The sequence below is a fragment of the Modestobacter sp. I12A-02662 genome (genome assembly GCF_041028325.1).
Classification (GTDB): Bacteria; Actinomycetota; Actinomycetes; order Mycobacteriales; family Geodermatophilaceae; genus Modestobacter.
Genome location: NZ_JABGDE010000005.1, coordinates 357314 through 382684 on the forward strand (window position 1 = coordinate 357314; position 25371 = coordinate 382684).

Genomic DNA, 25371 nt, shown 5'->3' on the forward strand with positions numbered 1-25371 from the left:
TCGCCGTGCCCGAGGTCGTGTTCAGCGTCGACCAGAGCAAGTCCATGCGGGACCAGGCCGTCCCCGGCCACAACCGCTGGCATCCCGACATCCCGCCGGCGGTGACGGTCCGGCCCGGCCAGGACATCCGGGTCGAGTGCCGGGAGTGGACGGACGGACAGATCGGCAACAACGACTCCGCCAACGACGTCCGGGACGTCGACCTGTCCCACGCCCACATGCTGTCCGGCCCGATCGCCGTCGAGGGGGCGGAGCCCGGTGACCTGCTGGTGGTCGACATCCTCGACCTCGGCCCGGTGCCGCAGACCCAGGGGCCGAACTGCGGCGAGGGCTGGGGCTACTCGGGCATCTTCGCCAAGGTCAACGGCGGCGGGTTCCTGACCGACTACTTCCCCGACGCCTACAAGGCCATCTGGGACTTCCAGGGGCAGCAGTGCAGCTCGCGGCACGTCCCCGGGGTCAAGTACACCGGCATCACGCACCCCGGGTTGTTCGGCACGGCGCCGTCGCCGGACCTGCTGGCCCGCTGGAACGCCCGCGAGCGCGCCCTGATCGCCACCGACCCCGACCGCGTCCCGCCGCTGGGGCTGCCGCCGCTGCCGGACAACGTGCTGGGCGGCACGGCCACCGGGGACCTGCTCGACGCCATCGGCCGGGACGGTGCTCGCACCGTGCCGGCCCGGGAGAACGGTGGCAACCACGACATCAAGAACTTCACCCGGGGCAGCCGGGTCTTCTACCCCGTCTACGTCGACGGGGGCCTGCTGTCCGGCGGCGACCTGCACTTCAGCCAGGGCGACGGCGAGATCAACTTCTGCGGGGCCATCGAGATGGGCGGCTACATCGACTTCCACGTCGACCTGATCAAGGGCGGCATGGAGACCTACGGGGTCACCACCAACCCGATCTTCATGCCCGGGCGGGTCGAGCCGCGGTACTCGGAGTTCCTGACCTTCATCGGCGTCTCGGTCGACCACCGCGACGACACCAACTACTACATGGACGCCACGCTGGCCTACCGGAACGCCTGCCTCAACGCCATCCAGTACCTGGAGAAGTGGGGCTACACCGGGGAGCAGGCCTACCTGATCCTCGGCACGTCCCCCATCGAGGGTCGGATCGGCGGCGTCGTGGACATCCCCAACGCCTGCTGCTCGGTCTTCCTGCCCACCGAGATCTTCGACGTGGACGTCCGCCCCGGCGGGAACGGGCCGCAGCGGCAGGACCGCGGCCAGGTCTGCGTCACCTCCTGACCGCTCCGGCTCCGGGCACCGGCCGGCCGTTGCGCCCTGCACCCACGCTGCGGCCGGCCGGCGTTCTCGGTAGGCATGCCGGATGACGGTGATCGGCTTCCACAACTCGCACGAGCAGGTGCACCCGACGGAGCTGCTGCGGGCGGTGCAGCACGCCGAGCAGGTGGGCTTCACCGCCGCCATGTGCTCCGACCACCTGGAGCCGTGGAACGAGCGGCAGGGGCACTCCGGCTTCGCCTGGTCCTGGCTCGGCGCGGCGCTGGCCACCACCGGCCTGCCCTTCGGCGCGGTGAACGCCCCCGGCCAGCGCTACCACCCGGTGATCGTCGCCCAGGCGATCGCGACGCTGGGCGCGATGTTCCCCGGCCGGTTCTGGGTGGCGCTGGGCTCCGGTGAGGCGATGAACGAGCACGTCACCGGGCACGTGTGGCCGCGCAAGGAGCTGCGCGACGCCCGGCTGCGCGAGTGCGTCGACGTCATCCGGGCGCTGCTGGCCGGCGAGGAGGTCAGCCACGAGGGCCTGGTGACCGTGGACCGGGCCCGGATCTGGACGCTCCCGGAGCAGCAGCCCGCGCTCATCGCCCCGGCGGTCACCGCGGCCACCGCGGCCCGGCACGCGGAGTGGGCGGACGGGCTGGTGACCATCAACCAGCCGCACGAGACGCTCCGCGAGGTCGTCTCGGCCTACCGCGATGCCGGTGGGCAGGGGACGCTCACCATCCAGGTGCACGTCTCCTGGGACCCCGACCAGGACCGGGCGGTCGCGATCGCGCACGACCAGTGGCGCAGCAACGTGTTCCCGCCCCCGCTGTGCTGGGACCTCGACACCACCCACGCCTTCGACCAGGCCAGCGCGCACGTGACCCCGGAGGCGGTGGGGGAGGTGGTGCGCATCTCCAGCGACCTCGGTCAGCACGCGGCGTGGATCGCCGAGTACGTGGAGCTCGGGTTCGACCAGGTGTACCTCCACCACGTGGGGCAGGAGCAGCGGCCGTTCCTCGACGCGTTCGGCGAGCACGTGCTGCCCCGGCTCGACGTCACCGCCCCGGCGCCCGCGGTCGCGGTCGACCCGCCCGGTCCGGACGGTCCGCTGCGCCCGCGGCAGCAGCCGCAGCCCGCCGTCCTGCCCTGAGGAGCCCCGATGCGGATCACCGACACGTCGGACCTCTGGTGGAAGAACGCCGTCGTCTACTGCCTGGACGTCGAGACGTTCATGGACTGGGACGGCGACGGCTGCGGGGACTTCGCCGGCCTGGCGCAGCGCCTGGACCACCTCGCCGACCTGGGCGTCACCTGCGTGTGGCTGATGCCCTTCTACCCGACCGCCGAGCGGGACGACGGCTACGACATCACCGACTTCTACGGCGTCGACCCCCGGCTGGGCACCCACGGCGACCTGGTGGAGGTCATCCGCACCGCCAAGGACCGGGGCATGCGGGTGATCGCCGACCTGGTGGTCAACCACACCTCCGAACACCACCCGTGGTTCCAGTCCGCCCGGGCGTCGAAGGACTCCCCGTACCGGGACTTCTACGTGTGGCGCTCCGACCCGCCGCCGGACACCAGCAAGGAGGTCGTCTTCCCCGACCAGGAGGACAGCATCTGGACGCTGTCGGAGGAGACGGGGGAGTGGTACCTGCACAAGTTCTACAAGCAGCAGCCCGACCTGAACGTCGCCGATCCCCGGGTGCGCGACGAGATCGCCAAGGTGATGGGCTTCTGGCTGCAGGTGGGCCTGGACGGCTTCCGGGTGGACGCCGTCCCGTTCCTGCTGGAGACCGCCGGCATCCCCGAGGAGGACGCGGAACGGTTCCTGGACCCGCACGAGTACCTGCGGGCGCTGCGCGCCCTGGTCAACCGCCGGGCCGGCGCGGCCGTGCTGCTCGGGGAGGTCAACCTGCCGCACGAGGAGCAGCAGCAGTTCTTCGGCGGGCCGGACGGCGACGAGCTGACCATGCAGTTCGACTTCATCGCGATGCAGGCGATGTACCTGTCGCTGGCCCGCTGCGACGCCGGGCCGCTGGTCGAGGCGCTGACCAGCCGGCCGCAGGTCTCACCGGACAACCAGTGGGGCATGTTCGTCCGCAACCACGACGAGCTGACCCTGGACAAGCTCACCGACGACGAGCGGCAGGAGGTCTTCGCCGCCTTCGGGCCGGAGGAGCGGATGCAGGTCTACGGCCGGGGGCTGGTCCGCCGGCTGCCGCCGATGCTGGCCGGCGACCCGCGGCGCATCCGGATGGTCTACAGCCTGATGTTCTCCCTGCCCGGCACCCCGGTGCTGTTCTACGGGGAGGAGATCGGCATGGGGGAGAGCCTGGCGGCCGAGGGCCGGCTGGCGGTGCGCACGCCGATGCAGTGGACCGCCGGGCGCAACGGCGGCTTCTCCACCGCCGACCCCGACCACCTGCCCGGCCCGGTCGTCGACGGCGGGTTCGCCCCCGAGTTCGTCAACGTCGCCGACCAGCGCCGCGACCCGGACTCGCTCCTGTCGTTCATGAAGCTGCTCGTCCGCCGCTACCGCGAGTCCCCCGAGCTCGGCTGGGGCACCTTCGAGGTGCTCGACCAGCCGTACCCCGAGGTGCTGGCCCACCTGAGCAGCTGGGACGACGGCGCCCTGGTCGCCGTGCACAACCTGGGCGCCGAGCCCCGCACGGTGCCGGTGACCCTGCCCGGGTGCGACGCGTCGCACCGGCTGGAGGACCTGCTCCAGGTGGGGACGACGACCGTCGGGGAGGACGGCGCCGTCGAGCTGGCCCTGGAGGGCTACGGCCACCGCTGGCTGCGGGTGGTCGCCGAGGGCAGCCGCCGCCTGCTCTGAACCTCACGGAACGGGCGCGCGTGGGGACGCACAGTGACAGCACCGCCGGAGTCACAGCCGACCCGTGCGCCACACCGCCGACCTCCCCGGGCTCGTCGATGGCGGCCTCTAGGGTCGCCGCCCGAGGTGATCGAGGACATGAGCGACGAGAAGCAGGTGCCCGCCAACGGCTGGGTCGACCGGGGGCGCGCCGAGACCGGTGCGCCGGTGGTGGTGCCCGGGCAGCGCACCGCGGAGGAGCAGTCGCCGGAGCCGACGGCGGCTCCGGCCTCAGTGCGGGCGGCCCCGGCGGCCCCGGCGGCCCCGGCGGGCCCAGCGCCCGCGCCGCCCCCGGCGACGGGCGGTCCGGCCGCGGGGCCGGGGGAGGACCCGGCCGGTACCGACCCGGCGGGGTCGTCGGCGGCACCGAGCACGCCGCACGCCACCGCACCGGTCAACGGTCGACCCCGGCCGCGGTTGCGGCGACCGGTGCCGCTGGTCCGGATGGGCCCGTGGGCACCGGTCGCCGGAGCCGGCGTGGGACTGGTGCTCGGGGTGGTCGTGGTGCTGCTGCTGGCGCCGGCGGCGACCGGTTTCGACCAGCGGCTCGCGCTGGTCTTCGTGGTGCTCGGCCTGTCGATGCTCGGCGCCGGCGGCACGCTCCTGGCCGACGAGGTGCGGCTGATGCGCCGGGGCGCCTGGGCCGCGGAGGCCCGCTCCTCGGGGGCGGGCGTGATCGCCGGGCTGCTGAACGGGCTCACGCCCGCCCGGCTGCTGATCCTCGCCAGCTCCTTCGTGCTCCTGCTGTCGGCCTACGTCACGACCGGGAGCTGACGGCCGGCGGGAGCAGTGGGCTCCGGCCGGCGCCGGGCGTCACCGGGACAGGAGGGCGTCGAGCCGTTCGTAGCCCTCCCGGACGCCGACCTCCATGCCGCTGGCGAGGAAGGCGTCCCGGTCGGCGAAGGAGTCGACCAGGGAGGTGGCGGTGAGCCGGGTGCGGCCGTTCCCGAGGTCCTCGAGGACCAGCTTCTCCAGGGCGACGCCGTCCGGCACGCCCTCGAAGGTGAAGGTCTGCACGATCAGCTCGTCCGGGCGGACCTCGTGGAAGCAGCCGTGGAAGCCGTACTCCTCGCCGTCCTGGATGTGCACGTAGCGGTAGGAACCGCCGGTGCGGCAGTCGAAGTGGTCGATCCGGGCCTCCATCCCGTTCGGCCCCTGCCACTGGACGACCAGCTCGGGGTCGGTGTGCGCGCGGAAGACCTTCTCCGGCGGGGCGTCGAACTCGCGGATGATCCGGACCAGGGGGACGTCGGGGTCGGCGACGATCTGGGTCTCGTGCGTGCTGGTGGTCATGACGGGCTGCCCTCCGGTGGTGGGGTGGGGGCGACGTCCGGCATCGCGGCGAGGACGTCGTCCAGGCGTCGGTAGCGCTCCTCGGCCTGCTGCCGGTAGCGCTCGATCCACTTCGTCATCAGGTCGAAGACCTGCGCTTCCAGGTGCACCGGGCGCCGCTGGGCGTCCCGGCTGCGGCTCACCAGGCCGGCGTCCTCGAGCACCTTGAGGTGCTTGGACACCGCCTGCAGGCTCACGTCGTAGGGCGCGGCGAGCTCGTTGACGGTCGCGTCGCCGACGGCGAGCCGCGCCACCATGTCCCGCCGGGTGGGGTCGGCCAGTGCCGAGAACACCCGGGAGAGCGCATCTGCCGCCACCATCGCCTCCTTACTCAACCGCTCGGTTGATAACAAGGTAGGCGTGTGCCGATCCCTGAGTCAACCCCTGGGTTGAGAAAGGTCCTGGCGTGTGAAGCGGAGGTCCATCCACCGCAGCCAGCGGTCCGGCGGCACCCGCCGTTCCCAGGTGGCGCCCATCGAGCGGCCGTCCGCGTGCACCCGCAGCACGGCCTGGACCTCGTCGGCGGCGAACAGCCACGAGCCGTCGGGTCGCCGGCTCGCCCGCATCCGGGAGTACGAGCCATCGGCGTCGAACGCGTGCACGGCCCAGGTGCCGGTCTGCGGGTCGTGGTCGCCGATCAGCTCCAGCGCCCGGGCGCGGTCCGCGCCGAGCCGGACGTCGACGCGGTGGACCACCCAGCGGTCGCCGACCATGAGCTCGTACTCGTCGGTGCCCTCCACCGCGACGGCGGGTGCCCCGGCGTCGTCGAGCACCGTGCCGGTGGTGTGCCAGCGCCCGAGCAGGGCGGCGAACGGGTGACGCGGGTCGGGTGCGGGCACGGGTGCTCCTCGGGGACGGCGGCCGGTCGTCTCCTGGGACCGCCGCCGCCCGCCGGGCTCATCGCCGACCGGCCGGGCTCAGGCACGCCGGCCCTCCCCGGCGTCGCGCAGCGCCTCGAGGGAGAGCCGGCCCTCGACCAGGTCGTCGGCGACGTCGTCCGCCACCCGGCCGGTGGCGAAGGCGTGCGCCTTGAGCATCGCCAGGGCGGCGGCGGTGTCCAAGCGCAGGGCCACGTTGACCAGCCCGACGGCCTGCCACACCCGGGCCCGGCGCATCGCGTCGGGGCCCTCCCACCAGCGGCGGGCGCCGTCCGGTCCGCCGATGGTCGCGCTCACCATCGCCCGGGTCACCCCGACGGTGACGTCCTCGACCTCGCGGCGGTCGGCCGTGGCCAGTCGCCCCGGCTCGCGGACGTAGAGGTCGAGCACCACCAGCGGTCCCAGCGGCGGGAGCAGCGGGACCGACAGCACCGCCCGGAACTCGGTCGCCTCGACCAGGGAGCCGTGCAGCGCCGGCCAGTTGCGGGCGATGTCCCCCTCGTCGAAGAGGATCATCTCGCCGTCGTCGTGGGCCCGGATGCACGGCCCGGCGCCGTGGGTGAACTGCAGCCGCTCGGCTTCGGCGGCGCGCGGATCGCTCGCGCCGATGGGCGTGCGCATCCCGTCCATCGCGTGGATGCTCAGCCCGGCGCCGTCCACGGGCAGGGCCGCCACGACGGCGCGGGCCAGCCGGGTCGGGAGCATCTCCGGCCCGCGCAGCTCGGGTGGGGGCAGCGAGTGCAGCGCGCGATCGAACCGCTCACAGGCTGGTCCGCTCATCGATCTCCTCCTCCGCGGCTGGCGGTCCTGCGACTGCCCAGCCGGGACCCGCCTCATGCGGGGTCAGCGGAACGCGTCGATCCCCAGGTGGACGGCCAGGCCCAGCCCCAGGACGGCGATGACCCGGCGCAGCAGCAGCTGCGGCACCCGGCGCACGATGCCGGGTCCGAGCCGCCCACCGGCGAACAGGCCGACCGCCAGCGGCAGGGCGGCCAGCCAGGCCACGTCGGCGAGGAAGGCGAAGGCGAGCGCCGCGACGCCGTTGGCCGACCCGAGGACGACGTTGCGCAACGCGTTCGCCTTCGGCACCCCCTCGCCGGTGACGAGCAGGAGCATGGCCAGCATCAGCACGCCCGCGGCGGCACCGAAGTAGCCGCCGTAGATGCCGATCAGGTAGGTGCCGGCGGTCAGCCCCCAGTGGTCGCGGTGCGGGTGCCGCGCTCCCCCCGCGGCCAGCTCCCGAGGCGACCGCTGCACCAGGATCGCGATCGCCGCCCCGCCGATGAGGAACGGGACGACCTTCTCGAACGCCCCCGCCGGGGTCAGCAGGAGCAGGGCGGCCCCCGTGGCGCCGCCCAGCACACCGGCGGCGCCGAGGCGGACCATCCGCTCCCGCTGCCCGGTCAGCTCGGGCCGGGAGGCGCTCACCGCGCCGACGCCGTTGAGCACCAGGGCGACGGTGTTCGTGACGTTCGCCGACACCGGCGGGAGGCCGGTGGCCAGCAGCGCCGGGTAGCTGAACAGCGAGGCGAGCCCGACCATGCTACCGATGAGGCCGGCGGCGAGCCCGGCGCCGAGCAGCAGGAGGACGTGTTCGACGGTCATCGGCTCAGCAGCACGCCGATGGCGACGAGCCCGAGCAGCACGATCGCCGTCCGGAGCACCACCGGCGGCAGTCGCCGGCCCACGGTCGACCCCAGGTACCCGCCGACCACCGACCCCGCGGCGACCAGCGCGGCCGCCGTCCAGTGCAGCCGGTCGCCGGCCACCACCACGTAGGCCAGCGCCGCCACCGCGTTGACGGCGAAGGTGAGCACGTTCTTGATCGCGTTCAGCCGCTGCAGCGACTCGGGCAGCAGCAGCCCGAAGATGCCGATCTGCAGCACCCCCTGGCTGGCGGCGAAGTACCCGCCGTAGGTGCCGGTGGCGTAGGCGCCGGCGAGCAGGGCGGACAGCCGGCCCGGGCCCAGCCGCACCTGGTCGGGCTCGGTGACGCCGTCGCGGGCGCGCCGCCGGGCCAGCGCGCGCTGCAGCATCGGCTGGGTGGCGACCAGGACGACGGCCAGCCCGACCAGCACCGGCACGATCGTCTCGAACGCGGCGGCCGGCAGGTGCAGGAGCAGGAAGGCCCCGGTCAGCGCACCCAGGACCGAGGCGGGGAACAGCCGGACCAGCAGCCGCCGCTGACCGCGCAGCTCCCGGCGGTAGCCGATCGCGCTGGTCAGGTTGCCCGGCACCAGCCCCAGGGAGTTCGAGATCGACGCGGTCACCGGGGGGAGCCCCACGGCGAGCAGCACCGGGAAGGTCACCAGCGTGCCGGAGCCGACGACGGCGTTGATCGACCCGGCCGCCAGACCCGCCGCGGCGACCGCGAGCATCTCCCACCCCGTCATGGCCGCATCGACGGCGAGGGTGTCACAGCCCCCGGAGGTGGCCGCGCACACACCGCTCCGTCCCGGGGTGGCCCGTCAGCCGTCGCGGCGGCCGGCGTCGACCAGGCGGAGCACGAGGGTGCCCTCCTCGTCGGAGGCGTCCAGGTCCACCTCGACGTCGAAGCCCCAGTCGTGATCGCCGGCCGGGTCGTCGAGGATCTGCCGGACCCGCCAGTTCCGCGGGTCGGTGCTGTCGACGACCAGCAGCGCGGGCCCCCGGGCGTCGGCGCCGGTGCCGAGCTCGTCGTGCTCGGCGAAGTAGGCCTGCACGACCTCGCCCCAGCGGTGTGCGTCCCACCCGGAGGGAGCGTCCAGCTCGCCCAGGTCGTACCAGCGCCGCCGGGCGAACAGCTCGACCCGGCGGAACAGCGCGTTGCGGACCATCGCCCGGAACGCCCGGGTGTTGCCGGTGAGCGGGCGCGGCCGGGCCGGGACGGCGACCGGCACGTCCAGCGCGGAGTCCGGGCTGGTCAGCTGCTCCCACTCGTCGAGCAGGGAGGAGTCGACCTGCCGCACCAGCTCACCGAGCCACTCGACCAGGTCGGTGACGTCGTCGGTGCGCGCGGCGGCCGGCACCCCCGAGCGCAGGGCCTTGACCGCGTCGGACAGGTACCGCAGCACCGCGCCCTCGGCGCGGGTGAGCCCGTAGGTCTGCACGTACTCGCGGAAGGTCATCGCGTTCTCCCACATGTCCCGGACCACGGACTTGGGGGACAGCTGCGCGTCGGCGGCCCACGGGTTGCCCAGCCGGTACACCTCGAAGGCGTGCTCGAGCAGCTCGGCCAGCGGCTTGGGGTAGGAGATCTGCTCGAGCAGCTCCATCCGCTCCTCGTACTCGATGCCCTCGGCCTTCATCTGCGCGACGGCCTCGGCCTTGGCCTTGTTCAGCTGGGCGGCGAGCACCTGGCGCGGGTCGTCCAGGGTCGCCTCGATGACCGAGACGACGTCCAGCGTGTGGGTCTCCGAGGCCGGGTTCAGCAGCTCGATCGCGGCGAGCGCGAACGTGGACAGCGGCTGGTTGAGCTGGAAGTCCGGGGGCAGGTCGACGGTCAGCCGGTACCGCCGGCCCTGCCCGTCGGGGGAGTCCAACCGCTCGATCACCCCGGCGGTGATCAGCGACCGCGCGATGCCGATGGCCTCCCGGATGTGCCGCAGCTGCCGCTTCCGCGGCTCGTGGTTGTCGGTCAGCAGGTGCCGCATCGCGGCCACCGGGTCACCGGGACGGGCGGCGACGTTGAGCACCATGCCGGTCGTCACGTGGAAGTGGCTGGTCAGCGGCTCGGGCTCGCCCTCGATCAGCCGGCGCATGGTCGACTCGCTCCACGGCACCATGCCCTCGGGGGCCTTGCGGCGGACCAGCTTGCGGCGCTTCTTCGGGTCGTCGGCGACCTTGGCGAACTGCTTGAGGTTCTCCACCTCGTGCTCGGGCGCCTGGACGACGACGGTGCCGGCGGTGTCGTAGCCGGCCCGCCCGGCCCGCCCGGCGATCTGGTGGAACTCCCGGACGCTGAGCAGCCGCATCCGGGTGCCGTCGTACTTGCTCAGCGCCGAGAAGACGACGGTGCGGATCGGCACGTTGATGCCGACGCCCAGGGTGTCGGTGCCGCAGATGACCTTGAGCAGCCCGGCCTGGGCCAGCTGCTCGACCAGCCGCCGGTACTTGGGCAGCATCCCGGCGTGGTGCACCCCGATCCCGTGGCGCACCAGCCGGGACAGCGTCGTCCCGAAGGCCGAGGAGAAGCGGAACCCGCCGATCAGGTCGGCGATCGCCTGCTTCTCCTCCTTGGTGCAGACGTTGACGCTCATCAGCGCCTGGGCGCGTTCCAGCGCCGAGACCTGGGTGAAGTGGACGACGTAGACCGGCGCCTGCCGGGTGTCCAGCAGCTCGCCGATCGTCTCGTGCATCGGCGTGGTCGCGTAGTAGTGGTGCAGCGGCACCGGGCGCTCGGCCGAGGCGACCAGCGCGGTGGGCCGGCCGGTGCGGCGGGTGAGGTCCTCCCGCAGCCGGGTGACGTCGCCGAGGGTCGCCGACATCAGCAGGAACTGCGCCTTCGGGAACTCGATGATCGGCACCTGCCAGGCCCAGCCGCGGTCCGGGTCGCCGTAGAAGTGGAACTCGTCCATCACGACCAGGCCGACGTCGGCGTCCGCGCCCTCGCGCAGCGCGATGTTGGCCAGCACCTCCGCGGTGCACGCGATGATCGGCGCCCCGGCGTTGACGCTCGCGTCGCCGGTGAGCATGCCGACGTTCGCCGCGCCGAAGACCCCGCACAGCGCGAAGAACTTCTCGCTGACCAGGGCCTTGATCGGAGCGGTGTAGTAGCTGCGCCGCCCGGCGGCCAGGGCGGCGTACTGCGCGCCGGTGGCGACGAGCGACTTGCCCGAGCCGGTCGGCGTCGCGAGGACGACGTTCGCCCCGCTGACCAGCTCGATCAGCGCCTCCTCCTGCGCCGGGTAGAGCACCGTGCCGCCGGCGGCCGCCCAGGTCGCGAACGACTCGAACAGCTCGTCGGGGTCGGTGCCGCGCGCCCGCAGGGACGTGAGGTCGGCCGGGTCGTCGAGGAGGGGGAGGGGGGTGGTGACGGTCATCGTGCCCCACAGCGTGCCCGATCGCGCTGCGCTTCCCGCCCGACGCACCCGCACACCCGACCGATCCCGTGCCCGGAACGACGTGTGTCCTGCGCCATGGGGTGAACCGATGGGTGTAGTAAGGTGAACAACAGGTGAACGAGAGGTGGATGGTGATGCGCGAACGGTTCTGTCCCGAATGTCGGTGGACGGTCGTGACCGACGGGAACGGCCGACGCCACCTCGAGATGCGGTGGGTCCCGGTGGGCGGGGGCGTGCAGGTGGGCCGCGCCGCCTGACCCGAGGCACCGCACCGGGCGGTGCCAGGGCGCGCAACGACGCGATCCCTGGCACCGCCCGGTGCTGGTTCCCGGCCACGTGCGCAGGTTCCGTCCCGGGGCGACGGGGTAGGCGCGGGGCAACGCACCACCGACCCCACCGACCCGAGGAGACGCCGTGTCCGAGCCCCGTCCCGAATCCCAGCCCGAGCAGCAGCAGACCCCGCCCGGCGTGCTGGGGGAGATGACGCCCAAGCCGGACCACGGCGAGGAGAGCTACCGCGGCTCGGGGAAGCTGACCGGCAAGCGGGCGGTCATCACCGGTGGGGACAGCGGCATCGGCCGCGCGGTCGCGATCGCCTTCGCCCGCGAGGGGGCCGACGTCCTCATCTCCTACCTCGACGAGCACGAGGACGCCCGGGACACCGCGAAGTACGTCGAGGAGGCCGGCCGCAAGTGCGTCCTGGTCCCCGGCGACATCTCCGACCGCGCGCACGCCAAGACGATCATCCCGAAGGCGCTGGAGGAGCTCGGCGGGATCGACGTCCTGGTGAACAACGCGGCGTTCCAGATGACCCACCAGACCCTCGACGAGATCAGCGACGAGGAGTGGGACCACACCGTGGCCACCAACCTCACCGCGATGTTCATCCTGTGCAAGGACGCCGTTCCGCACATGCAGCCCGGCGCGGCGATCATCAACTCGTCGTCGGTGAACTCCGACATGCCCAAGCCCACCCTGGCGCCGTACGCGATGACCAAGGCCGGCATCGCGAACTTCACCGCCAGCCTGGCGCAGATGTACGGGGACAAGGGCATCCGGGCCAACAGCGTGGCCCCCGGTCCGGTGTGGACTCCGCTGATCCCGTCGACCATGCCCGCCGAGGACGTCGCCAGCTTCGGCCAGCAGGTGCCGCTGGGCCGCGCCGCCCAGCCGGCCGAGCTCGCTCCGGTGTACGTGCTGCTGGCCAGTGACGAGGCCAGCTACGTGTCCGGTGCCCGGGTGGCCGTCACCGGCGGCAACCCGATCCTCTGACCGATGGTCTTCGTCTGGGGGTGGGGTGGCGGCGGTCCCCGGCGTCGCCGTGGTGGCTTCGGGCCCGGGTACGGCCGCCCTGGGCCCCGCGGCTACGGATGGGGCCGGCCGGCGTACGGGTACGGCCCACCGCGCCGCTACCGGCGGGACGACGACTCCTGCCTGCGTGACCTGCTGTTCCTCAACACCGGCTGCTGCCTGGCGCAGGCGCTGGGGTGCGGCATGGAGATGCTGCTCGTCGCGCCCTCCACGGTGCGCCGGGTCCGGTCGGCGAGCCCCGGCGGGCGGCTCGCCGACCGGCTGGTGGCCGCGGTGCGGATCTACCAGCGGGAGGTCAGCCCCCGGCGGGGGCCGTGCTGCCACTTCACCCCGACCTGCTCCACCTACGCGGTCGAGGCGCTCGAGCGGCACGGTGCGCTGCGCGGCAGCTGGCTGACCGCCCGGCGCCTGCTGCGCTGCCGGCCGGGTGGGCGGCGCGGCCAGGATCCGGTCCCGGCCTGATCAGAGGGTCGCGGCGATCGCCGCGACGTCGGCGGGGCGCACCCGGCAGCACCCGCCGACCAGCCGGGCTCCGGCGGCGATCCAGGAGCCGACGTCCCCGACGCCGGGTCGCCCGGTCCAGCGGCGGGCGGTGGCGTCCCACCGCTCGCCGCTGTTCGGGTAGGCGACGACCGGCTTGCCGGTCGCCCGGGCCGCCGCGGCCGCCGCGGTCGGGATCCCGGCCGGATCGGTGCAGTTGACGCCGACCGCGATCACCGCGTCGACGTCCCGGGCCGTGCCGAGGACGTCGGTCAGGAGCTCTCCGCGCCGGGTGCGGGGCACGCCATCCGGACCGGCGACGGCGGTCAGTGAGATCCAGGCCGGCACGCTCAGGCCGGCGAGCTCGGGGAGCAGCGCCTCCACCTCGGCGGCCGCCGGCAGCGTCTCGCAGGCCAGCACGTCGGCGCCCGCGGCGGCGAGCACCTCCAGCCGCGGACGGTGGAAGGCCCGCAGCTCCGCGACGGTCACGTCGTCGACGTAGCCGCCGGTGTACTCGGAGCCGTCGGCGAGGAAGGCCCCGTACGGGCCGACCGAGGCGGCGACCCACCCGTCGCGGCCCGCCCGGGCCAGCCCCTCGCGAGCCAGCCGCACCGAGCGGGTCATCAGCTCCCGGCCCTCGTCGGCAGCGATGCCGGCGGCGGCGAACCCGGGGAAGGTCGCCTGGTAGCTGGCGGTGGTCAGCACCTGCGCACCCGCGGCGGCGAACGCGGCGTGCGCGTCGACGACGGCGCCCGGGTCGTCGCGCAGCAGCCGGGCCGACCACAGCGCCGAGGTGACGTCGCAGCCGCGGGACTCCAGCTCGGTGGACAGCCCGCCGTCCAGGACGACGGTCCCCCGGGAGAGGGCCTCGGCGAGGGAGGTCATGCCCCCATCGTGCCGCGCTCAGACCGCGGGACGGTCCCGGCGGTCGGCGGCCACGAACGTCACCGCGAGGACGAACGGCAGGGCCGTGGCCATGGCCGTCATGGCCAGGACGTCGGCCAGGCCGGCCGCGGAGGCGGAGGAGAGCAGCGCCCAGCCGAGGACGCCCAGCGGCACGGTGACCACGCCGGTGCCCAGGGCCAGCCGGATCCGGGCGGTCCGCTCGTCCTCGATCGCCAGGGCCCCGGTGAGCACGGCCGGCACCATCGGCACCGCGCAGAGCACCAGCAGGTGCTCGGGCTCGTCCCCCGTGCCGGCGTGGGAGGCCAGCGACAGGGCGGCGGCCAGGGACACGGCGGCGGCGCCGATCACGATCGCCCACCACGTGGCCACCTCGGCGGAGCTCCGCAGGGTGCTGGCCGGCCGGGCCAGCCGTCCGGCGAGCCAGACGCAGAGCACAGCGCACAGCACGAGGAAGGAGGTCAACGACTGCGGGACGTCCGCGACCCCACCGCCGTCCCGCTGCGGCAGCTGCCACGGCTGGCGGGCGAGCAGCGCGAGGACGACGGTCAGCCCGGCGATGACCGCGGCCATGCCGACGGGGTGACGCAGCAGGGCGGTCCGTCGCGGCCGGGTCTCGCCCGCCGGCTGCTCGACGGGCACCACGTCGACGGGCACCACGTCGACGGGCACCACGGAGTTGCCGGTCACGAGGTGGAGGCGGGTGGCGGCGTCCTGCGTCACCCGCCGAGCGTCACACGCAGTGACGGACCGGGCATTTCCGTTCACCCGACCGGGGTCACCCGGCGGGACTGCGGGCCTGCCGGCGGCGGATGTCGGTGGTCCCGGGCCGCGGTCACCAGGGAGGATGACGGCGTGCCCGGGGACGACGCCTTCGCCGACCTGCCGGTGACCGGGCGGCTGGTGGTCCCGGCCGGCGCCCTCGGCTGGCGGTTCTCCCGCTCGTCGGGGCCGGGCGGGCAGGGCGTGAACACCGCGGACTCCCGGGTCGAGCTGTCGGTGGCGCCGCTGCAGCTCCCCGGCCTCACCGACGTCCAGCGCGACCGGCTGCAGCAGCGGCTGGGCGCCCGGCTGGTGGACGGCGTGCTGACCGTCGCGGCGAGCGAGCACCGGCAGCAGCTGCGCAACCGGGAGGCCGCGCGGGCGCGGCTGGCCGCCGTCCTGCGGGCGGCCCTGGCGCCGCCCGCCCCCGCGCGCCGCCGCACCAAGCCGACCCGCGGCTCCCAGGAGCGGCGGATCCAGGCGAAGAAGCAGCGCAGCCAGCTCAAGAAGCAGCGCGGCGGCTGGGACTGAGGGTGGTCGGCCGGGTGCCGGCAGGTCGGCGCCCTGGTACGACGACCGCATGCACATCGACCGGCTGGACCACCTCGTGCTCACCGTGGCCGACATCGAGGCGACGGTGGACTTCTACACGCGCGTGCTCGGCGTGCGCGCCGAGACGTTCGACGGCGGACGGCGCGCGCTGGTGTTCGGCCGGCAGAAGATCAACCTCCACCAGGTCGGCCGGGAGTTCAGCCCGCGGGCCGCGCACGCGACGGCCGGCAGCGGCGACTTCTGCCTGATCACCGAGACGCCGCTGGCCGAGGTGCAGGCCGAGCTCGCCGCCGCGGGGGTGGAGGTGGAGGTCGGGCCGGTGACCAAGCAGGGAGCACTCGGCCCCATGCAGAGCGTCTACGTCCGTGACCCGGACCGGAACCTGGTCGAGATCGCCGTCTACTGACCACCTCCTCGGGCGCCACCCGCCGCCTGCTGGGACCGACTCGATCGGAGCTCACGTCCGCGGTTCCGCACGCTTGTGCTCTGAGTGCGGGGCGCACTCGGAGCACGAGGACGCGCGAGGTCAGCTGCGCCGGCTGATCCGGGTTCCGACGAGGACGCCCAGCAGCGCCCAGACCGCACCCGCGCCCACCCCGGCGATTGAGCACCACCCAGAACGGCACCCGCATCTCATCGGTCGCAGCCTGCACCAGCCGTTGCTCCACGTCGTGTTCCATGCCGGCCGGCCTGGCCTGGACCGGGTGCCGGAGGCAACGACGCCGGCATGACCGTGCACCCCGACGACCCCGCGGCGATGCTGGTCACCCTGCCCGGGGTGATGTGCTGGTGGACGACGCCGGGCGGCGGTGCGCGCCGAAACGGTGACCGCACCACCTCCGCCGGGCGGGTGTGAGGACGACGGAACGCGGGCTTGACGTCGACGCCGTCGAAGGGAAACCGGGCCCCCGCACGCTCCTCCTGTGTCCGCCGCCGTCTCCCTGCCCACCCCCGGGGTCGGCACGCGCACCACCCACACCCACTGCCCGTACTGCTCGCTGCAGTGCGGCGTCACCATGACCGCCGGCGACCGCCCGGCCACCCTCGTGCCCGCCGACTTCCCGACCAACCGCGGCGGCCTGTGCTCCAAGGGCTGGTCGGCGACCGAGCTGCTCGACCACCCCGAGCGGCTCACCCGGCCGCTCGTCCGCGCCGACCCGGCCGACCGCACCAGCCCGCTGGTCGAGTCCACCTGGCCCGAGGCGCTGGACCGCGTGGTCGCCGCGACCCGCCGCACCCAGGCCGAGCACGGGCCGGACGCGGTGGGCTGCTTCGGCGGCGGCGGGCTCACCAACGAGCAGGCCTACCAGTTCGGCAAGTTCGCCCGCGTCGCGCTGCGCACCAGCGCCATCGACTACAACGGCCGGTTCTGCATGTCCTCGGCGGCCGGCGCCGCGGTCCGCGCCTTCGGCCTCGACCGCGGGCTGCCGTTCCCGCTCGCGGACGTCGCCGAGGCCGACGTCGTCGTCCTGGTCGGCAGCAACCCGGCGGACACCATGCCGCCGGCGATGCAGTACTTCGACGCCGGCCGCAACGCCGGGGCCGAGCACATCGTCGTCGACCCGCGGCGCACCAACACCGCGCGGAACGCCGACCTGCACGTCCAGCCGCTGCCGGCCACCGACCTGGCGCTGGCCAACGGCCTGCTGCACATCGCGATCGCGGAGGGCCTGGTCGACGAGGAGTACGTCGCGGCGCGCACCACCGGCTTCGACGCGGTGCGGGCCGCGGTCGCGCGCTACTGGCCCGACCGGGTCGAACGGCTCAGCGGCGTCCCGGTGGCGGATCAGCGGCGGATCGTCTTCGCCCTGGCCCGCGGCCGCCGCTCGATCATCCTCACCGCGCGGGGCGCCGAGCAGCACCGCAGCGGCACCGACACCGCCCAGGCGTGGATCAACCTCGCCCTGGCGCTCGGGCTCCCGGGTCGGCCGGGCAGCGGCTGGGGGACCGTCACCGGGCAGGGCAACGGGCAGGGCGGCCGCGAGCACGGGCAGAAGGCCGACCAGCTCCCCGGCTACCGGAAGATCACCGATCCCGCCGCCCGGGCACACGTCGCCGCGGTGTGGGGCGTCGACCCCGAGTCGATCCCCGGCCCCGGCCGCAGCGCCTTCGAGCTGCTCGACCGGCTGGGCACCGACGGCGGCGTCCGCACGCTGCTGGTGATGGCCTCCAACGTCGCCGTCTCCGCGCCCGACGCCCGCCGGGTGGTGCGCCGGCTGCGGGCCCTGGACTTCCTCGTCGTCAGCGACTTCTTCCTCTCCGAGACCGCCGAGCTCGCCGACGTCGTCCTGCCCAGCGCCATGTGGGCGGAGGAGGACGGCACCATGACCAACGTCGAGGGCCGGGTGATCCGCCGCCGGCAGGCGCTCGCGCCGCCCGACGGCGTGCGCGACGACCTGCAGCTGCTCGCCGAGCTCGCTGACCGGCTGGGGGCAGACGGCTTCAGCGGCGACCCGGAGACGGTCTTCGAGGAGCTCGGCCGGGCCAGCGCCGGGGGAGCCGCCGACTACTCCGGCATCAGCTACGCCCGGATCGACGCCGAGCAGGGCCTGTTCTGGCCGGTCCCGGACGCCGACCACCCGGGCACCCCGCGGTTGTTCACCGAGCGGTTCGCCACCCCCGACGGCCGCGCCCGGTTCCTCGAGGTCGAGCACGTGCCGCCTCACGAGGAGCCGGACGAGACCTACCCCTACGTGCTCACCACCGGCCGGGTGCTCGCCCAGTACCAGTCGGGCACCCAGACCCGGCGCTCCAGGAGCCTGCAGCTGGTCGCCCCGACGCCCCGGGCGGAGCTGCACCCCGACCTCGCCCGCCGGCTCGGCATCACCTCGGACGACGTCGTCGAGCTGGCCACCCGCCGCGGCTCCGCCCGCTTCCACGCGCTGATCACCGACGCCGTCCGGCCCGACGTCGTCTTCGCCCCCTTCCACTGGGGCGGTGGCTCCAGCGCCAACGCGCTCACCGACCCCGCGCTCGACCCGGTCAGCCGGATGCCGGCCTTCAAGGTCTGCGCGGTCGCCGTCACCCGGATCGGCGGCCCCGAGGAGCGCTTCGACGCGCCCGATCCCGCCGCCCGGCCACAGCCTCGCGACCACGAGACCCCGACGTCCCCCACCCCGCACGCCCCGTCCCGGAGGAGGACCACCCGAGTGAAGAGCACCCCGCGGTTCCTGCAAGGACTGTTCCCGGTCATCGGCGAGGGGCTGGGCAAGCCCGGCCCGCTCGACCCGGCCCTGCGCTACCAGGTGCCCCAGGGGAAGACCGCCCAGGCGCTGTACTTCCGGGGCGGCAACGCGACCGGCGAGCTGGTGTACGTGCTGCTGCTGCGCGACGGGGAGCCGATGCGCTGGTTCCCGATCGGCGCGCGGAGCGACTGCCACGTGCCGCTGCGGGTGGTGGAGGACCTCGACGGCGGCACCGTCGTCGAGCTGCACGCCGCCGCGCCGCTGGGCGTCACCGGCGAGCTCGTGGTCGACCTCGGGCTGGTGGAGGTCTGATGACGGTCCTGGGTGGGCGCCCCGAGGGGATGACCTCGCTGCACTTCGGCCTGGACGACGTCGACGGCGTCGACCCCCGCCAGCGCCTGGTCGTCGTCGGGAACGGCATGGCCGGCGCCCGGGTGGTCGAGGAGGTGCTCGAGCGCGGCGGCGGCGAGCTGTTCGCGATCACCGTCTTCGGCGAGGAGCCGCACGGCAACTACAACCGGATCATGCTGTCCCACGTCCTCGCGGGGGAGGAGCACGAGGACGACATCGTGCTCAACAGCCACGACTGGTACGCGGACAACGGGGTGACCCTGCGGGCCGGCGTCCGGGTCGACCGGATCGACACGCACGCCAAGCTGGTGCACGCCGCCGACGGGACGACGGTGCCCTACGACCAGCTGGTCATCGCCACCGGCAGCCGGTCGTTCGTCCCGCCGATGACCGGCCTGCACGTCGCCGAGGACCAGCTGCTGCCCGGCGTCTTCGGCTTCCGCACGATCGACGACACCCGCGCCATGCTCGCCGCGGCCGCGACGCACCGGCAGGCGGTCGTCGTCGGTGGCGGGCTGCTCGGGCTGGAGGCCGCCCGCGCGCTGCAGGGGCACGGGCTGCACGTCGAGGTCGTGCACGCCGGCACGCACCTGATGAACCAGCAGCTGGACCTCGACGGCGGGGCGATCCTGAGGCGGTCGGTGGAGTCCCTGGGCATCGCCGTCCACCTGGCCACCCGGACCACGGAGGTCGTCGGCCCGGACCGGGTGCGCGGCGTCGTCCTCGCCGACGGCCGCACGATCGACGCCGACCTGCTGGTGATCGCCGCGGGCATCCGGCCGGTCACCGAGGTCGCGCTGATGAGCGGCCTGGAGGTGGAGCGGGGCATCGTCGTCGACGACCAGCTGCGCACCGACGACCCCGACGTCTACGCCGTCGGGGAGTGCGCGCAGCACCGCGGCGAGCTCTACGGGCTGGTCGCCCCGGTCTGGGAGCAGGCGCGGGTGCTGGCCGACGTGCTCACCGGCACCGACCCGACCGCCGAGTACCACGGCTCCCGGACGGCCACCAAGCTCAAGGTCGCCGGGGTCGACGTGGCCACCATGGGCGTCAACCGCCCGGAGCGGGACACCGACGAGTTCCTGGTCATCTCCGAGCCGCGCCGCGGCGTGCACCTGTCGGTGGTCATCCGCGACGACCAGCTGATCGGCGCAACGCTGCTCGGGGACACCCGCAAGGTCGCGTTCCTGACCCAGGCCTTCGACCGCGGCACCCCGCTGCCCGAAGAGCGGATCCGGCTGCTGGTCGACCTGTCCGACGGGGCGGAGGAGGTCGGCGTCGCCGAGCTGCCCGGCGAGTCGCAGGTCTGCAACTGCAACGGCGTCAGCAAGCAGGCGATCTGCGACACCGTCGCCGGGGGTTGCACCAGCCTCGGCGGCGTCATGGACGCCACCCGGGCCGGCAAGGGCTGCGGGTCTTGCAAGTCCTTGGTGAAGCAGATCGTCGAGTGGGCCGCGGACGGCGACGTCCTCGAGGACCCGACCGCGAGCTGGTACGTGCCCGGCATCCCGCTGGCCAAGCCCGAGCTCACCGCCGCCATCCGCCAGCAGCAGCTGCGGAGCGTCTCCGCCGTCTTCGCCGCCCTCGCCCCGGGCGGGCAGGAGGACGCCAAGTCGAAGATGGGCATGACCTCGCTGCTGCGGACCATCTGGGGCAGCGAGTACGAGCAGGAGAACGACGCGAAGTTCATCAACGACCGGGTGCACGCCAACATCCAGCGCGACGGCACCTTCTCCGTCGTCCCGCAGATGAAGGGCGGCGTGACCACCCCCGCCCAGCTGCGCCGGATCGCCGAGGTCGCCGAGAAGTACGAGGTGCCGATGGTCAAGGTCACCGGTGGCCAGCGGATCGACCTGCTGGGGGTCCGCAAGGAGGACCTCCCCGCCATGTGGGACGACCTCGGGATGGCCTCGGGCTACGCCTACGGCAAGAGCTTCCGCACCGTGAAGACCTGCGTGGGCAGCGAGTTCTGCCGGTTCGGCCTGGACGACTCCACCCGGCTGGGCATCGACCTGGAGGAGCGGTTCCAGGGCATCGAGAGCCCGGCGAAGATCAAGATGGCCGTGGTCGGCTGCCCGCGCAACTGCGCCGAGGCGTACGTCAAGGACGTCGGCGTGGTCGCCGTCGGAGGTGGCCGCTGGGAGCTCTACATCGGCGGCGCCGCGGGGGCCACCGTCCGCAAGGGCGACCTGCTGGCCACCGTCGACTCCCCGGCCGCGGTGATCGAGCTGACCGGCCGGTTCCTGCAGTACTACCGCGAGAACGCCAACTGGCTGGAGCGCACCTACGACTTCGTGCCCCGGGTCGGCCTGGAGAAGATCAAGCAGGTGCTCCTGGAGGACAGCGAGGGGATCGTGCTCCACCTGGACGAGGGCATGCAGCGCTCGATCGACGCCTACACCGATCCGTGGGGCCAGGACGGGAAGACCCCAGCCACGCCCGGCCAGTTCCGCACCGCCCTGCCGCTGGTGGATCTCCCGAAGGTGCCGGTCCGATGAGCGTCACCGACACCAGGACGACGTCCCACGTGGTCGGCCGGGTCGAGGACGTCCCCCTCGGCGAGGGGCGGGCGTTCGTGGCCGGCGGCGTCCAGGTCGCGGTGTTCCGGCTGCGGGACGGCTCGCTGCACGCCACCCAGGCCGCCTGCCCGCACGCCGGGGGACCGTTGGCCGACGGGCAGACCGATGCGGACCTGCTGGTCTGCCCGCTGCACCTCTACACGTACCGGTGGACCGACGGCTCCTCGCCCAGCGGCGGAACCGGCGTCCGGGTGTACCCCGTGCACGAGCAGGACGGGGTCCTCGTCGTCGAGGTGTGCTGAGGGGCCGTCGGGGGCGCGCCTCCGGCGTCGGCTCAGGGGTGCATGCGGGCGCCCTTCACCACCTTGTCGACGGCGTTCCTCGGACCGTGGACGGCGAGCCCGACCAGGTCCAGCTCGGCGCCCGCCACCGCCTTGACCGCGGCACGGTTCTGCACGTCACCGGGGGTGCTGAACAGCTCGGCGGTGAAGACCGCCGGGGTGAGGTCCCGCTCCAGCGCGCGGGTGCGGGCGGTGCGCAGCAGCTCCCCGGTCCCGGCGAGCACCAGCACCGGTTGTCGGATCATCGGCAGGTACCCGGTGCCGTCGGCGTCCTCGTAGGGCTCGCCGACCAGCCCGGGCTCGCTCGCGGTGATGCCGCTGACCAGGAACGACGTGACGTTGAGCGCCTGCCACGGCGCCAGGTCCTCGCGCAGCAAGACGGCGATCTTGGTGGCCCGGCGGGGGAGTCCGTCGGCGGTTTCCATGCTGCTCAGCCTCGCGTCCCCGCGCCGCGAGGTCTTGTACGTTCCTGCGCGTGGCCGAGGTGGTGGCATGGCGGCCCGGCGTCCCCGGGCTGACGGAGGTCCTGCACGCGCACTTCACCGACCACGTCTACCCGGCGCACACCCACGACGCCTGGACGCTGCTCCTTGTCGACGACGGCGCCGTCCGCTACGACCTGGACCAGCACGCGCACGGCGCCACCCCGACCGCGGTGACCCTGCTGCCGCCCGGGGTGCCGCACGACGGGCGGTCGCAGTTCCCCGGGGGCTTCCGCAAGCGGGTGCTGTACCTGGAGCCCGCGACGCTGGGCACCGGGCGGGTCGGCACGGCCGTCGACCGGCCGGCGTTCGCCGATCCGGTGCTGCGGGACCGGGTGTCCCGGCTGCACGCGGCGCTGCGCCCGCATCCCGAGGGGCTGGAGGCGGAGAGCCGGCTGGCGTTCGTGCTGGAGCGGCTGCGGCAGCACCTGGACCGGGCCGTTGCCCCGCCGCCGGTCGTGCGGGACCACCCGCTGGCCGATCGGCTCCGGGAGCTGCTCGACGACCGGATCGTCGAGGGGTTGTCGCTCCAGGAGGCGGCCACGGGGTTCGGCGTGCACCCGACGCACCTGGTCCGGGCGTTCACCCGCCGGCACGGCCTGCCGCCGCACCGGTACCTCACCGGCCGCCGGATCGACCGGGCGCGCCGGCTGCTGCTCGACGGTGCGCCACCGGCCGAGGTGGCGGCAGCGGTCGGCTTCCACGACCAGGCGCACCTGACCCGGCACTTCCGCCGGATGCTGGCCACGACGCCGGCCGCCTACGCCCGCTCGGCCTGAGCGGCACGGGGGTCAGTCGGCCGGCAGGTCCAGCTCGGCGATCGCCTCGGTCACGTCGTCCTCCCGGACGAAGTCCAGGGCCAGCAGCCGGTGCACCAGCACGCCCCGGCGGGTCAGCCGCAGGTCGGCCGGGCGCAGCTTCGGGCGGGCGGCGCCGCCGGGCCGGACGACGGCCGGCGGCGGGTCGAGCAGACCGGCGCGCTGCAGGTCGAACACGTCCTCCCGGGCACCCCACGAGGTCCACGCGCGCGGCTCGTCCTCCAGCGACGCCATCGGCAGGGGGACCCGGTCCCGGCGGCCGACGGCGGCCAGGAACACCAGCTGCCGCCAGCTGCAGGACTCCGCCAGCTGGAGCGCGCGGACGGCGAGGGCCGGGTCGATGTCGGGTGAGACGGCGACCTCGGCCACCAGGTAGCCCAGGTGCCGCACGCGGCGGTCCTCGGTCGTCGTCCGCGCTGCCTGGACGACGGCCTCCACCAGCCGCTCGGCGGGGGAGCGGGACCCGGTGCCCGGCCGCAGGAAGTCGTCGCGGCGGACGGTCCGGCCCTGGTGGCCGCGGGTGACCGCGAGCTCGGCGGTGAAGGCGAGCGCCGCGCCGGCGCGGGCGCGTTCCCAGCTCAGCGGCAGGTCGGCGGCGGCGGTCGCGGCCTCGCGCAGGCACCCGGCCAGCCGCTCGTCGAGCCGGACGGCGGTCTTCCCCGGCTCGAACAGCAGGCCGGCGGCCGCGCTGCTCATCGAGCCGGCGACGAGTCCGCCCGCCTCCACCAGGTCCCGACCGGGGGCCCGTTCGCCGTCGAGGGGGTTGCGCACCCGGTGATCATCGTCGGTGCACGCCGTCTGTGCACCTGGCCGCCCGGCCATCTCACCACCGCGGGGCACCCGGCGTGAGCACAACGGAACACACGTTCATCGCCGCCGCAACGGCGGGGGAACGGCCGCCCCGCACCGTTCCGGCATGGCCACAGCCACCCCCACGACCGCCCCTCCGACCGCGCCCGCCACCGGCCGCACCGGAGGGCGGTGGATCGACGACTGGCGGCCGGAGGACCCGGCGTTCTGGAACGCGACCGGCCGGCGGGTCGCCCGCCGCAACCTCTTCTTCTCGGTGTTCTCCGAGCACATCGGCTTCTCGATCTGGAGCCTGTGGTCGGTGATGGTGCTGTTCCTGCCCGAGCCGGTGTTCGGCATCGACCCGGCGGGCAAGTTCCTGCTCACCACCCTGCCCACGGCGCTCGGCGCCTTCGTCCGGCTGCCCTACACGTTCGCGGTGGCCAGGTTCGGGGGCCGCAACTGGACCATCGTCAGCGCCGCCCTGCTGCTCGTCCCGACGATCGCCACCGCGGTCGTCCTCGAGCCGGGTGTCTCCTTCACCACGCTGCTGGTCGTCTCCTGCCTGGCCGGGGTCGGTGGGGGCAACTTCGCCAGCTCGATGACCAACATCAACGCCTTCTACCCGCAGCACCTCAAGGGCTGGGCACTGGGCCTCAACGCCGGCGGCGGCAACCTCGGCGTCCCGGTCATCCAGCTGATCGGCCTGCTCGTGCTGGCCACCGCCGGAGCCGAGCACCCGCGGCTGGTGCTGCTGGTCTACATCCCGTTCATCGTGGTGGCAGCCGTCGGCGCGGCGCTGCTGATGGACAACCTGCGGACGGCGAGCAACCAGCCCCGGGCCATCCGCGACGCGCTGCGGGAGCCGCACACCTGGATCATGTCCCTGCTCTACATCGGCACCTTCGGCTCGTTCATCGGCTTCGGGTTCGCCTTCGGCCAGGTGCTGCAGAACCAGTTCACCCAGGACTTCGCCACGCCGCTGGCCGCCGCCTCGCTGACCTGGCTGGGCCCGCTGCTCGGCTCGCTGATCCGGCCGCTCGGCGGCTCGCTGGCCGACCGCTTCGGCGGCGCCCGGATCACCTCCTGGAACTTCGTGGCGATGGCCGTCGGCGCCGGCGTGGTGCTCACCGCCAGCCGGGAGGAGTCACTGCCGCTGTTCCTGGTCGGGTTCGTGCTGCTGTTCGTGTTCAGCGGCATCGGCAACGGCTCGACCTACAAGATGATCCCGGCGATCTTCCGGGCGAAGGCCATGGACGAGGTCGCCGCCGGGACGGAGTCCGCGGTGGCGGACCGGCGGGCGCTGCGGCTGTCCGGCGCGCTGATCGGCATCGCCGGTGCGGTGGGCGCCTTCGGGGGCGTGCTGGTCAACCTGGCCCTCCGGCAGTCCTTCCTGTCCACCGGCAGCGGCGAGGGCGCCTACCTCGCGTTCATCGCCTTCTACGCGGTCTGCGTGGCCGTCACCTGGGCGGTGTACCTGCGGCCGGGCAACCGCCTCGCCGGCGTCTGAGGC

Annotated in this window: 25 protein-coding genes; 14 read left to right on the forward strand and 11 right to left on the reverse strand. The window is 73.9% G+C overall.

The features are described 5' to 3' along the window. Nucleotides 1-5 precede the first annotated feature (5 nt). The 4 genes from fmdA (at nucleotide 6) to HL189_RS09275 (ending at nucleotide 4887) form a co-directional block, all read left to right on the forward strand. Nucleotides 6-1253: a formamidase gene (gene fmdA, locus HL189_RS09260; RefSeq protein WP_369133397.1), complete on the forward strand. Its 1248-nt coding sequence runs from the start codon at nucleotides 6-8 to the stop codon at nucleotides 1251-1253. Between the two features lie 82 nt (nucleotides 1254-1335). After that, the gene (locus HL189_RS09265; RefSeq protein WP_369133398.1) at nucleotides 1336-2385 is read left to right on the forward strand and encodes a TIGR03885 family FMN-dependent LLM class oxidoreductase; all 1050 of its coding nucleotides are present in this window, start codon (nucleotides 1336-1338) and stop codon (nucleotides 2383-2385) included. Nucleotides 2386-2394: 9 nt separating this feature from the next. Next, on the forward strand, nucleotides 2395-4074 hold the full coding sequence (locus tag HL189_RS09270) for an alpha-amylase family protein (protein ID WP_369133399.1): 1680 nt from the start codon (nucleotides 2395-2397) through the stop codon (nucleotides 4072-4074). A gap of 138 nt (nucleotides 4075-4212) precedes the next feature. Further along, nucleotides 4213-4887, forward strand: a complete 675-nt coding sequence (locus HL189_RS09275; RefSeq protein ID WP_369133400.1) for a hypothetical protein — start codon at nucleotides 4213-4215, stop codon at nucleotides 4885-4887. A 39-nt stretch (nucleotides 4888-4926) separates the two neighbouring features. Here the strand turns inward: HL189_RS09275 and HL189_RS09280 are convergent, their stop codons facing one another. The 7 genes from HL189_RS09280 to HL189_RS09310 all read right to left on the reverse strand — a co-directional run bounded on the left by HL189_RS09280 (nucleotide 4927) and on the right by HL189_RS09310 (nucleotide 11344). After that, nucleotides 4927-5406, reverse strand: coding sequence for an SRPBCC family protein (locus HL189_RS09280; RefSeq protein ID WP_369133401.1), 480 nt, complete (start codon nucleotides 5404-5406; stop codon nucleotides 4927-4929). Beyond that, entirely contained in the window at nucleotides 5403-5765 is a 363-nt protein-coding gene (locus HL189_RS09285; protein WP_369133402.1) for a metalloregulator ArsR/SmtB family transcription factor, read from the reverse strand. Before HL189_RS09285 ends, HL189_RS09280 begins: the two co-directional genes overlap by 4 nt. Nucleotides 5766-5822: 57 nt before the next feature. After that, on the reverse strand, nucleotides 5823-6284 hold the full coding sequence (locus tag HL189_RS09290; protein ID WP_369133403.1) for a DUF1579 family protein: 462 nt from the start codon (nucleotides 6282-6284) through the stop codon (nucleotides 5823-5825). A 78-nt stretch (nucleotides 6285-6362) separates the two neighbouring features. Further along, complete coding sequence (locus tag HL189_RS09295) at nucleotides 6363-7103, reverse strand: hypothetical protein (protein WP_369133404.1); 741 nt, start codon at nucleotides 7101-7103, stop codon at nucleotides 6363-6365. Between the two features lie 63 nt (nucleotides 7104-7166). Continuing rightward, nucleotides 7167-7928: a sulfite exporter TauE/SafE family protein gene (locus HL189_RS09300; protein ID WP_369133405.1), complete on the reverse strand. Its 762-nt coding sequence runs from the start codon at nucleotides 7926-7928 to the stop codon at nucleotides 7167-7169. Next, the gene (locus HL189_RS09305; protein ID WP_369133406.1) at nucleotides 7925-8716 is read right to left on the reverse strand and encodes a sulfite exporter TauE/SafE family protein; all 792 of its coding nucleotides are present in this window, start codon (nucleotides 8714-8716) and stop codon (nucleotides 7925-7927) included. Before HL189_RS09305 ends, HL189_RS09300 begins: the two co-directional genes overlap by 4 nt. Nucleotides 8717-8791: 75 nt before the next feature. Further along, a complete protein-coding gene (locus HL189_RS09310) occupies nucleotides 8792-11344 on the reverse strand; it encodes a DEAD/DEAH box helicase (RefSeq protein WP_369133407.1) in 2553 nt (850 codons plus the stop codon). A gap of 435 nt (nucleotides 11345-11779) precedes the next feature. Between HL189_RS09310 and HL189_RS09315 the strand changes: the two genes are divergently transcribed. Both HL189_RS09315 and yidD read left to right on the forward strand, forming a co-directional pair. After that, nucleotides 11780-12637 carry an SDR family oxidoreductase gene (locus HL189_RS09315; protein WP_369133408.1) on the forward strand — a complete coding sequence of 286 codons (858 nt, stop codon included), beginning with the start codon at nucleotides 11780-11782 and terminating at the stop codon, nucleotides 12635-12637. A gap of 3 nt (nucleotides 12638-12640) precedes the next feature. Then, nucleotides 12641-13138, forward strand: coding sequence for a membrane protein insertion efficiency factor YidD (yidD, locus tag HL189_RS09320; protein ID WP_369133409.1), 498 nt, complete (start codon nucleotides 12641-12643; stop codon nucleotides 13136-13138). Here the strand turns inward: yidD and mmuM are convergent, their stop codons facing one another. Then, a complete protein-coding gene (gene mmuM, locus HL189_RS09325) occupies nucleotides 13139-14041 on the reverse strand; it encodes a homocysteine S-methyltransferase (RefSeq protein ID WP_369133410.1) in 903 nt (300 codons plus the stop codon). It abuts the gene before it with no gap. 18 nt (nucleotides 14042-14059) lie between these two features. Next, nucleotides 14060-14782, reverse strand: coding sequence for a hypothetical protein (locus tag HL189_RS09330; protein ID WP_369133411.1), 723 nt, complete (start codon nucleotides 14780-14782; stop codon nucleotides 14060-14062). A 132-nt stretch (nucleotides 14783-14914) separates the two neighbouring features. Here HL189_RS09330 and arfB point away from each other — a divergent pair, with 132 nt between their 5' ends. The 6 genes from arfB to HL189_RS09360 all read left to right on the forward strand — a co-directional run bounded on the left by arfB (nucleotide 14915) and on the right by HL189_RS09360 (nucleotide 21730). Continuing rightward, entirely contained in the window at nucleotides 14915-15352 is a 438-nt protein-coding gene (arfB, locus tag HL189_RS09335; protein ID WP_369133412.1) for an alternative ribosome rescue aminoacyl-tRNA hydrolase ArfB, read from the forward strand. Between the two features lie 49 nt (nucleotides 15353-15401). After that, the gene (locus HL189_RS09340; RefSeq protein WP_369133413.1) at nucleotides 15402-15779 is read left to right on the forward strand and encodes a VOC family protein; all 378 of its coding nucleotides are present in this window, start codon (nucleotides 15402-15404) and stop codon (nucleotides 15777-15779) included. 321 nt (nucleotides 15780-16100) lie between these two features. After that, nucleotides 16101-16229, forward strand: coding sequence for a hypothetical protein (locus HL189_RS09345; protein ID WP_369133414.1), 129 nt, complete (start codon nucleotides 16101-16103; stop codon nucleotides 16227-16229). A 67-nt stretch (nucleotides 16230-16296) separates the two neighbouring features. Continuing rightward, complete coding sequence (locus HL189_RS09350; protein WP_369133415.1) at nucleotides 16297-18870, forward strand: molybdopterin oxidoreductase family protein; 2574 nt, start codon at nucleotides 16297-16299, stop codon at nucleotides 18868-18870. Further along, nucleotides 18870-21407 (forward strand): nitrite reductase large subunit NirB, encoded by a 2538-nt coding sequence (gene nirB / locus HL189_RS09355; RefSeq protein ID WP_369133416.1) that lies wholly within the window; start codon nucleotides 18870-18872, stop codon nucleotides 21405-21407. Before HL189_RS09350 ends, nirB begins: the two co-directional genes overlap by 1 nt. After that, nucleotides 21404-21730 (forward strand): Rieske (2Fe-2S) protein, encoded by a 327-nt coding sequence (locus tag HL189_RS09360; protein WP_369133417.1) that lies wholly within the window; start codon nucleotides 21404-21406, stop codon nucleotides 21728-21730. Before nirB ends, HL189_RS09360 begins: the two co-directional genes overlap by 4 nt. Nucleotides 21731-21762: 32 nt before the next feature. Here HL189_RS09360 and HL189_RS09365 read toward each other — a convergent pair whose 3' ends face one another. After that, nucleotides 21763-22194 carry a DUF2000 family protein gene (locus HL189_RS09365; protein ID WP_369133418.1) on the reverse strand — a complete coding sequence of 144 codons (432 nt, stop codon included), beginning with the start codon at nucleotides 22192-22194 and terminating at the stop codon, nucleotides 21763-21765. Between the two features lie 50 nt (nucleotides 22195-22244). Between HL189_RS09365 and HL189_RS09370 the strand changes: the two genes are divergently transcribed. Then, nucleotides 22245-23030: an AraC family transcriptional regulator gene (locus tag HL189_RS09370; protein ID WP_369133419.1), complete on the forward strand. Its 786-nt coding sequence runs from the start codon at nucleotides 22245-22247 to the stop codon at nucleotides 23028-23030. 12 nt (nucleotides 23031-23042) lie between these two features. On the opposite strand, the gene HL189_RS09375 is transcribed toward HL189_RS09370, so the two are convergent. Beyond that, nucleotides 23043-23840, reverse strand: coding sequence for a hypothetical protein (locus HL189_RS09375; protein WP_369133420.1), 798 nt, complete (start codon nucleotides 23838-23840; stop codon nucleotides 23043-23045). 145 nt (nucleotides 23841-23985) lie between these two features. Between HL189_RS09375 and HL189_RS09380 the strand changes: the two genes are divergently transcribed. After that, nucleotides 23986-25368, forward strand: a complete 1383-nt coding sequence (locus HL189_RS09380) for a nitrate/nitrite transporter (protein ID WP_369133421.1) — start codon at nucleotides 23986-23988, stop codon at nucleotides 25366-25368. The last annotated feature ends 3 nt before the right edge of the window (nucleotides 25369-25371 follow it).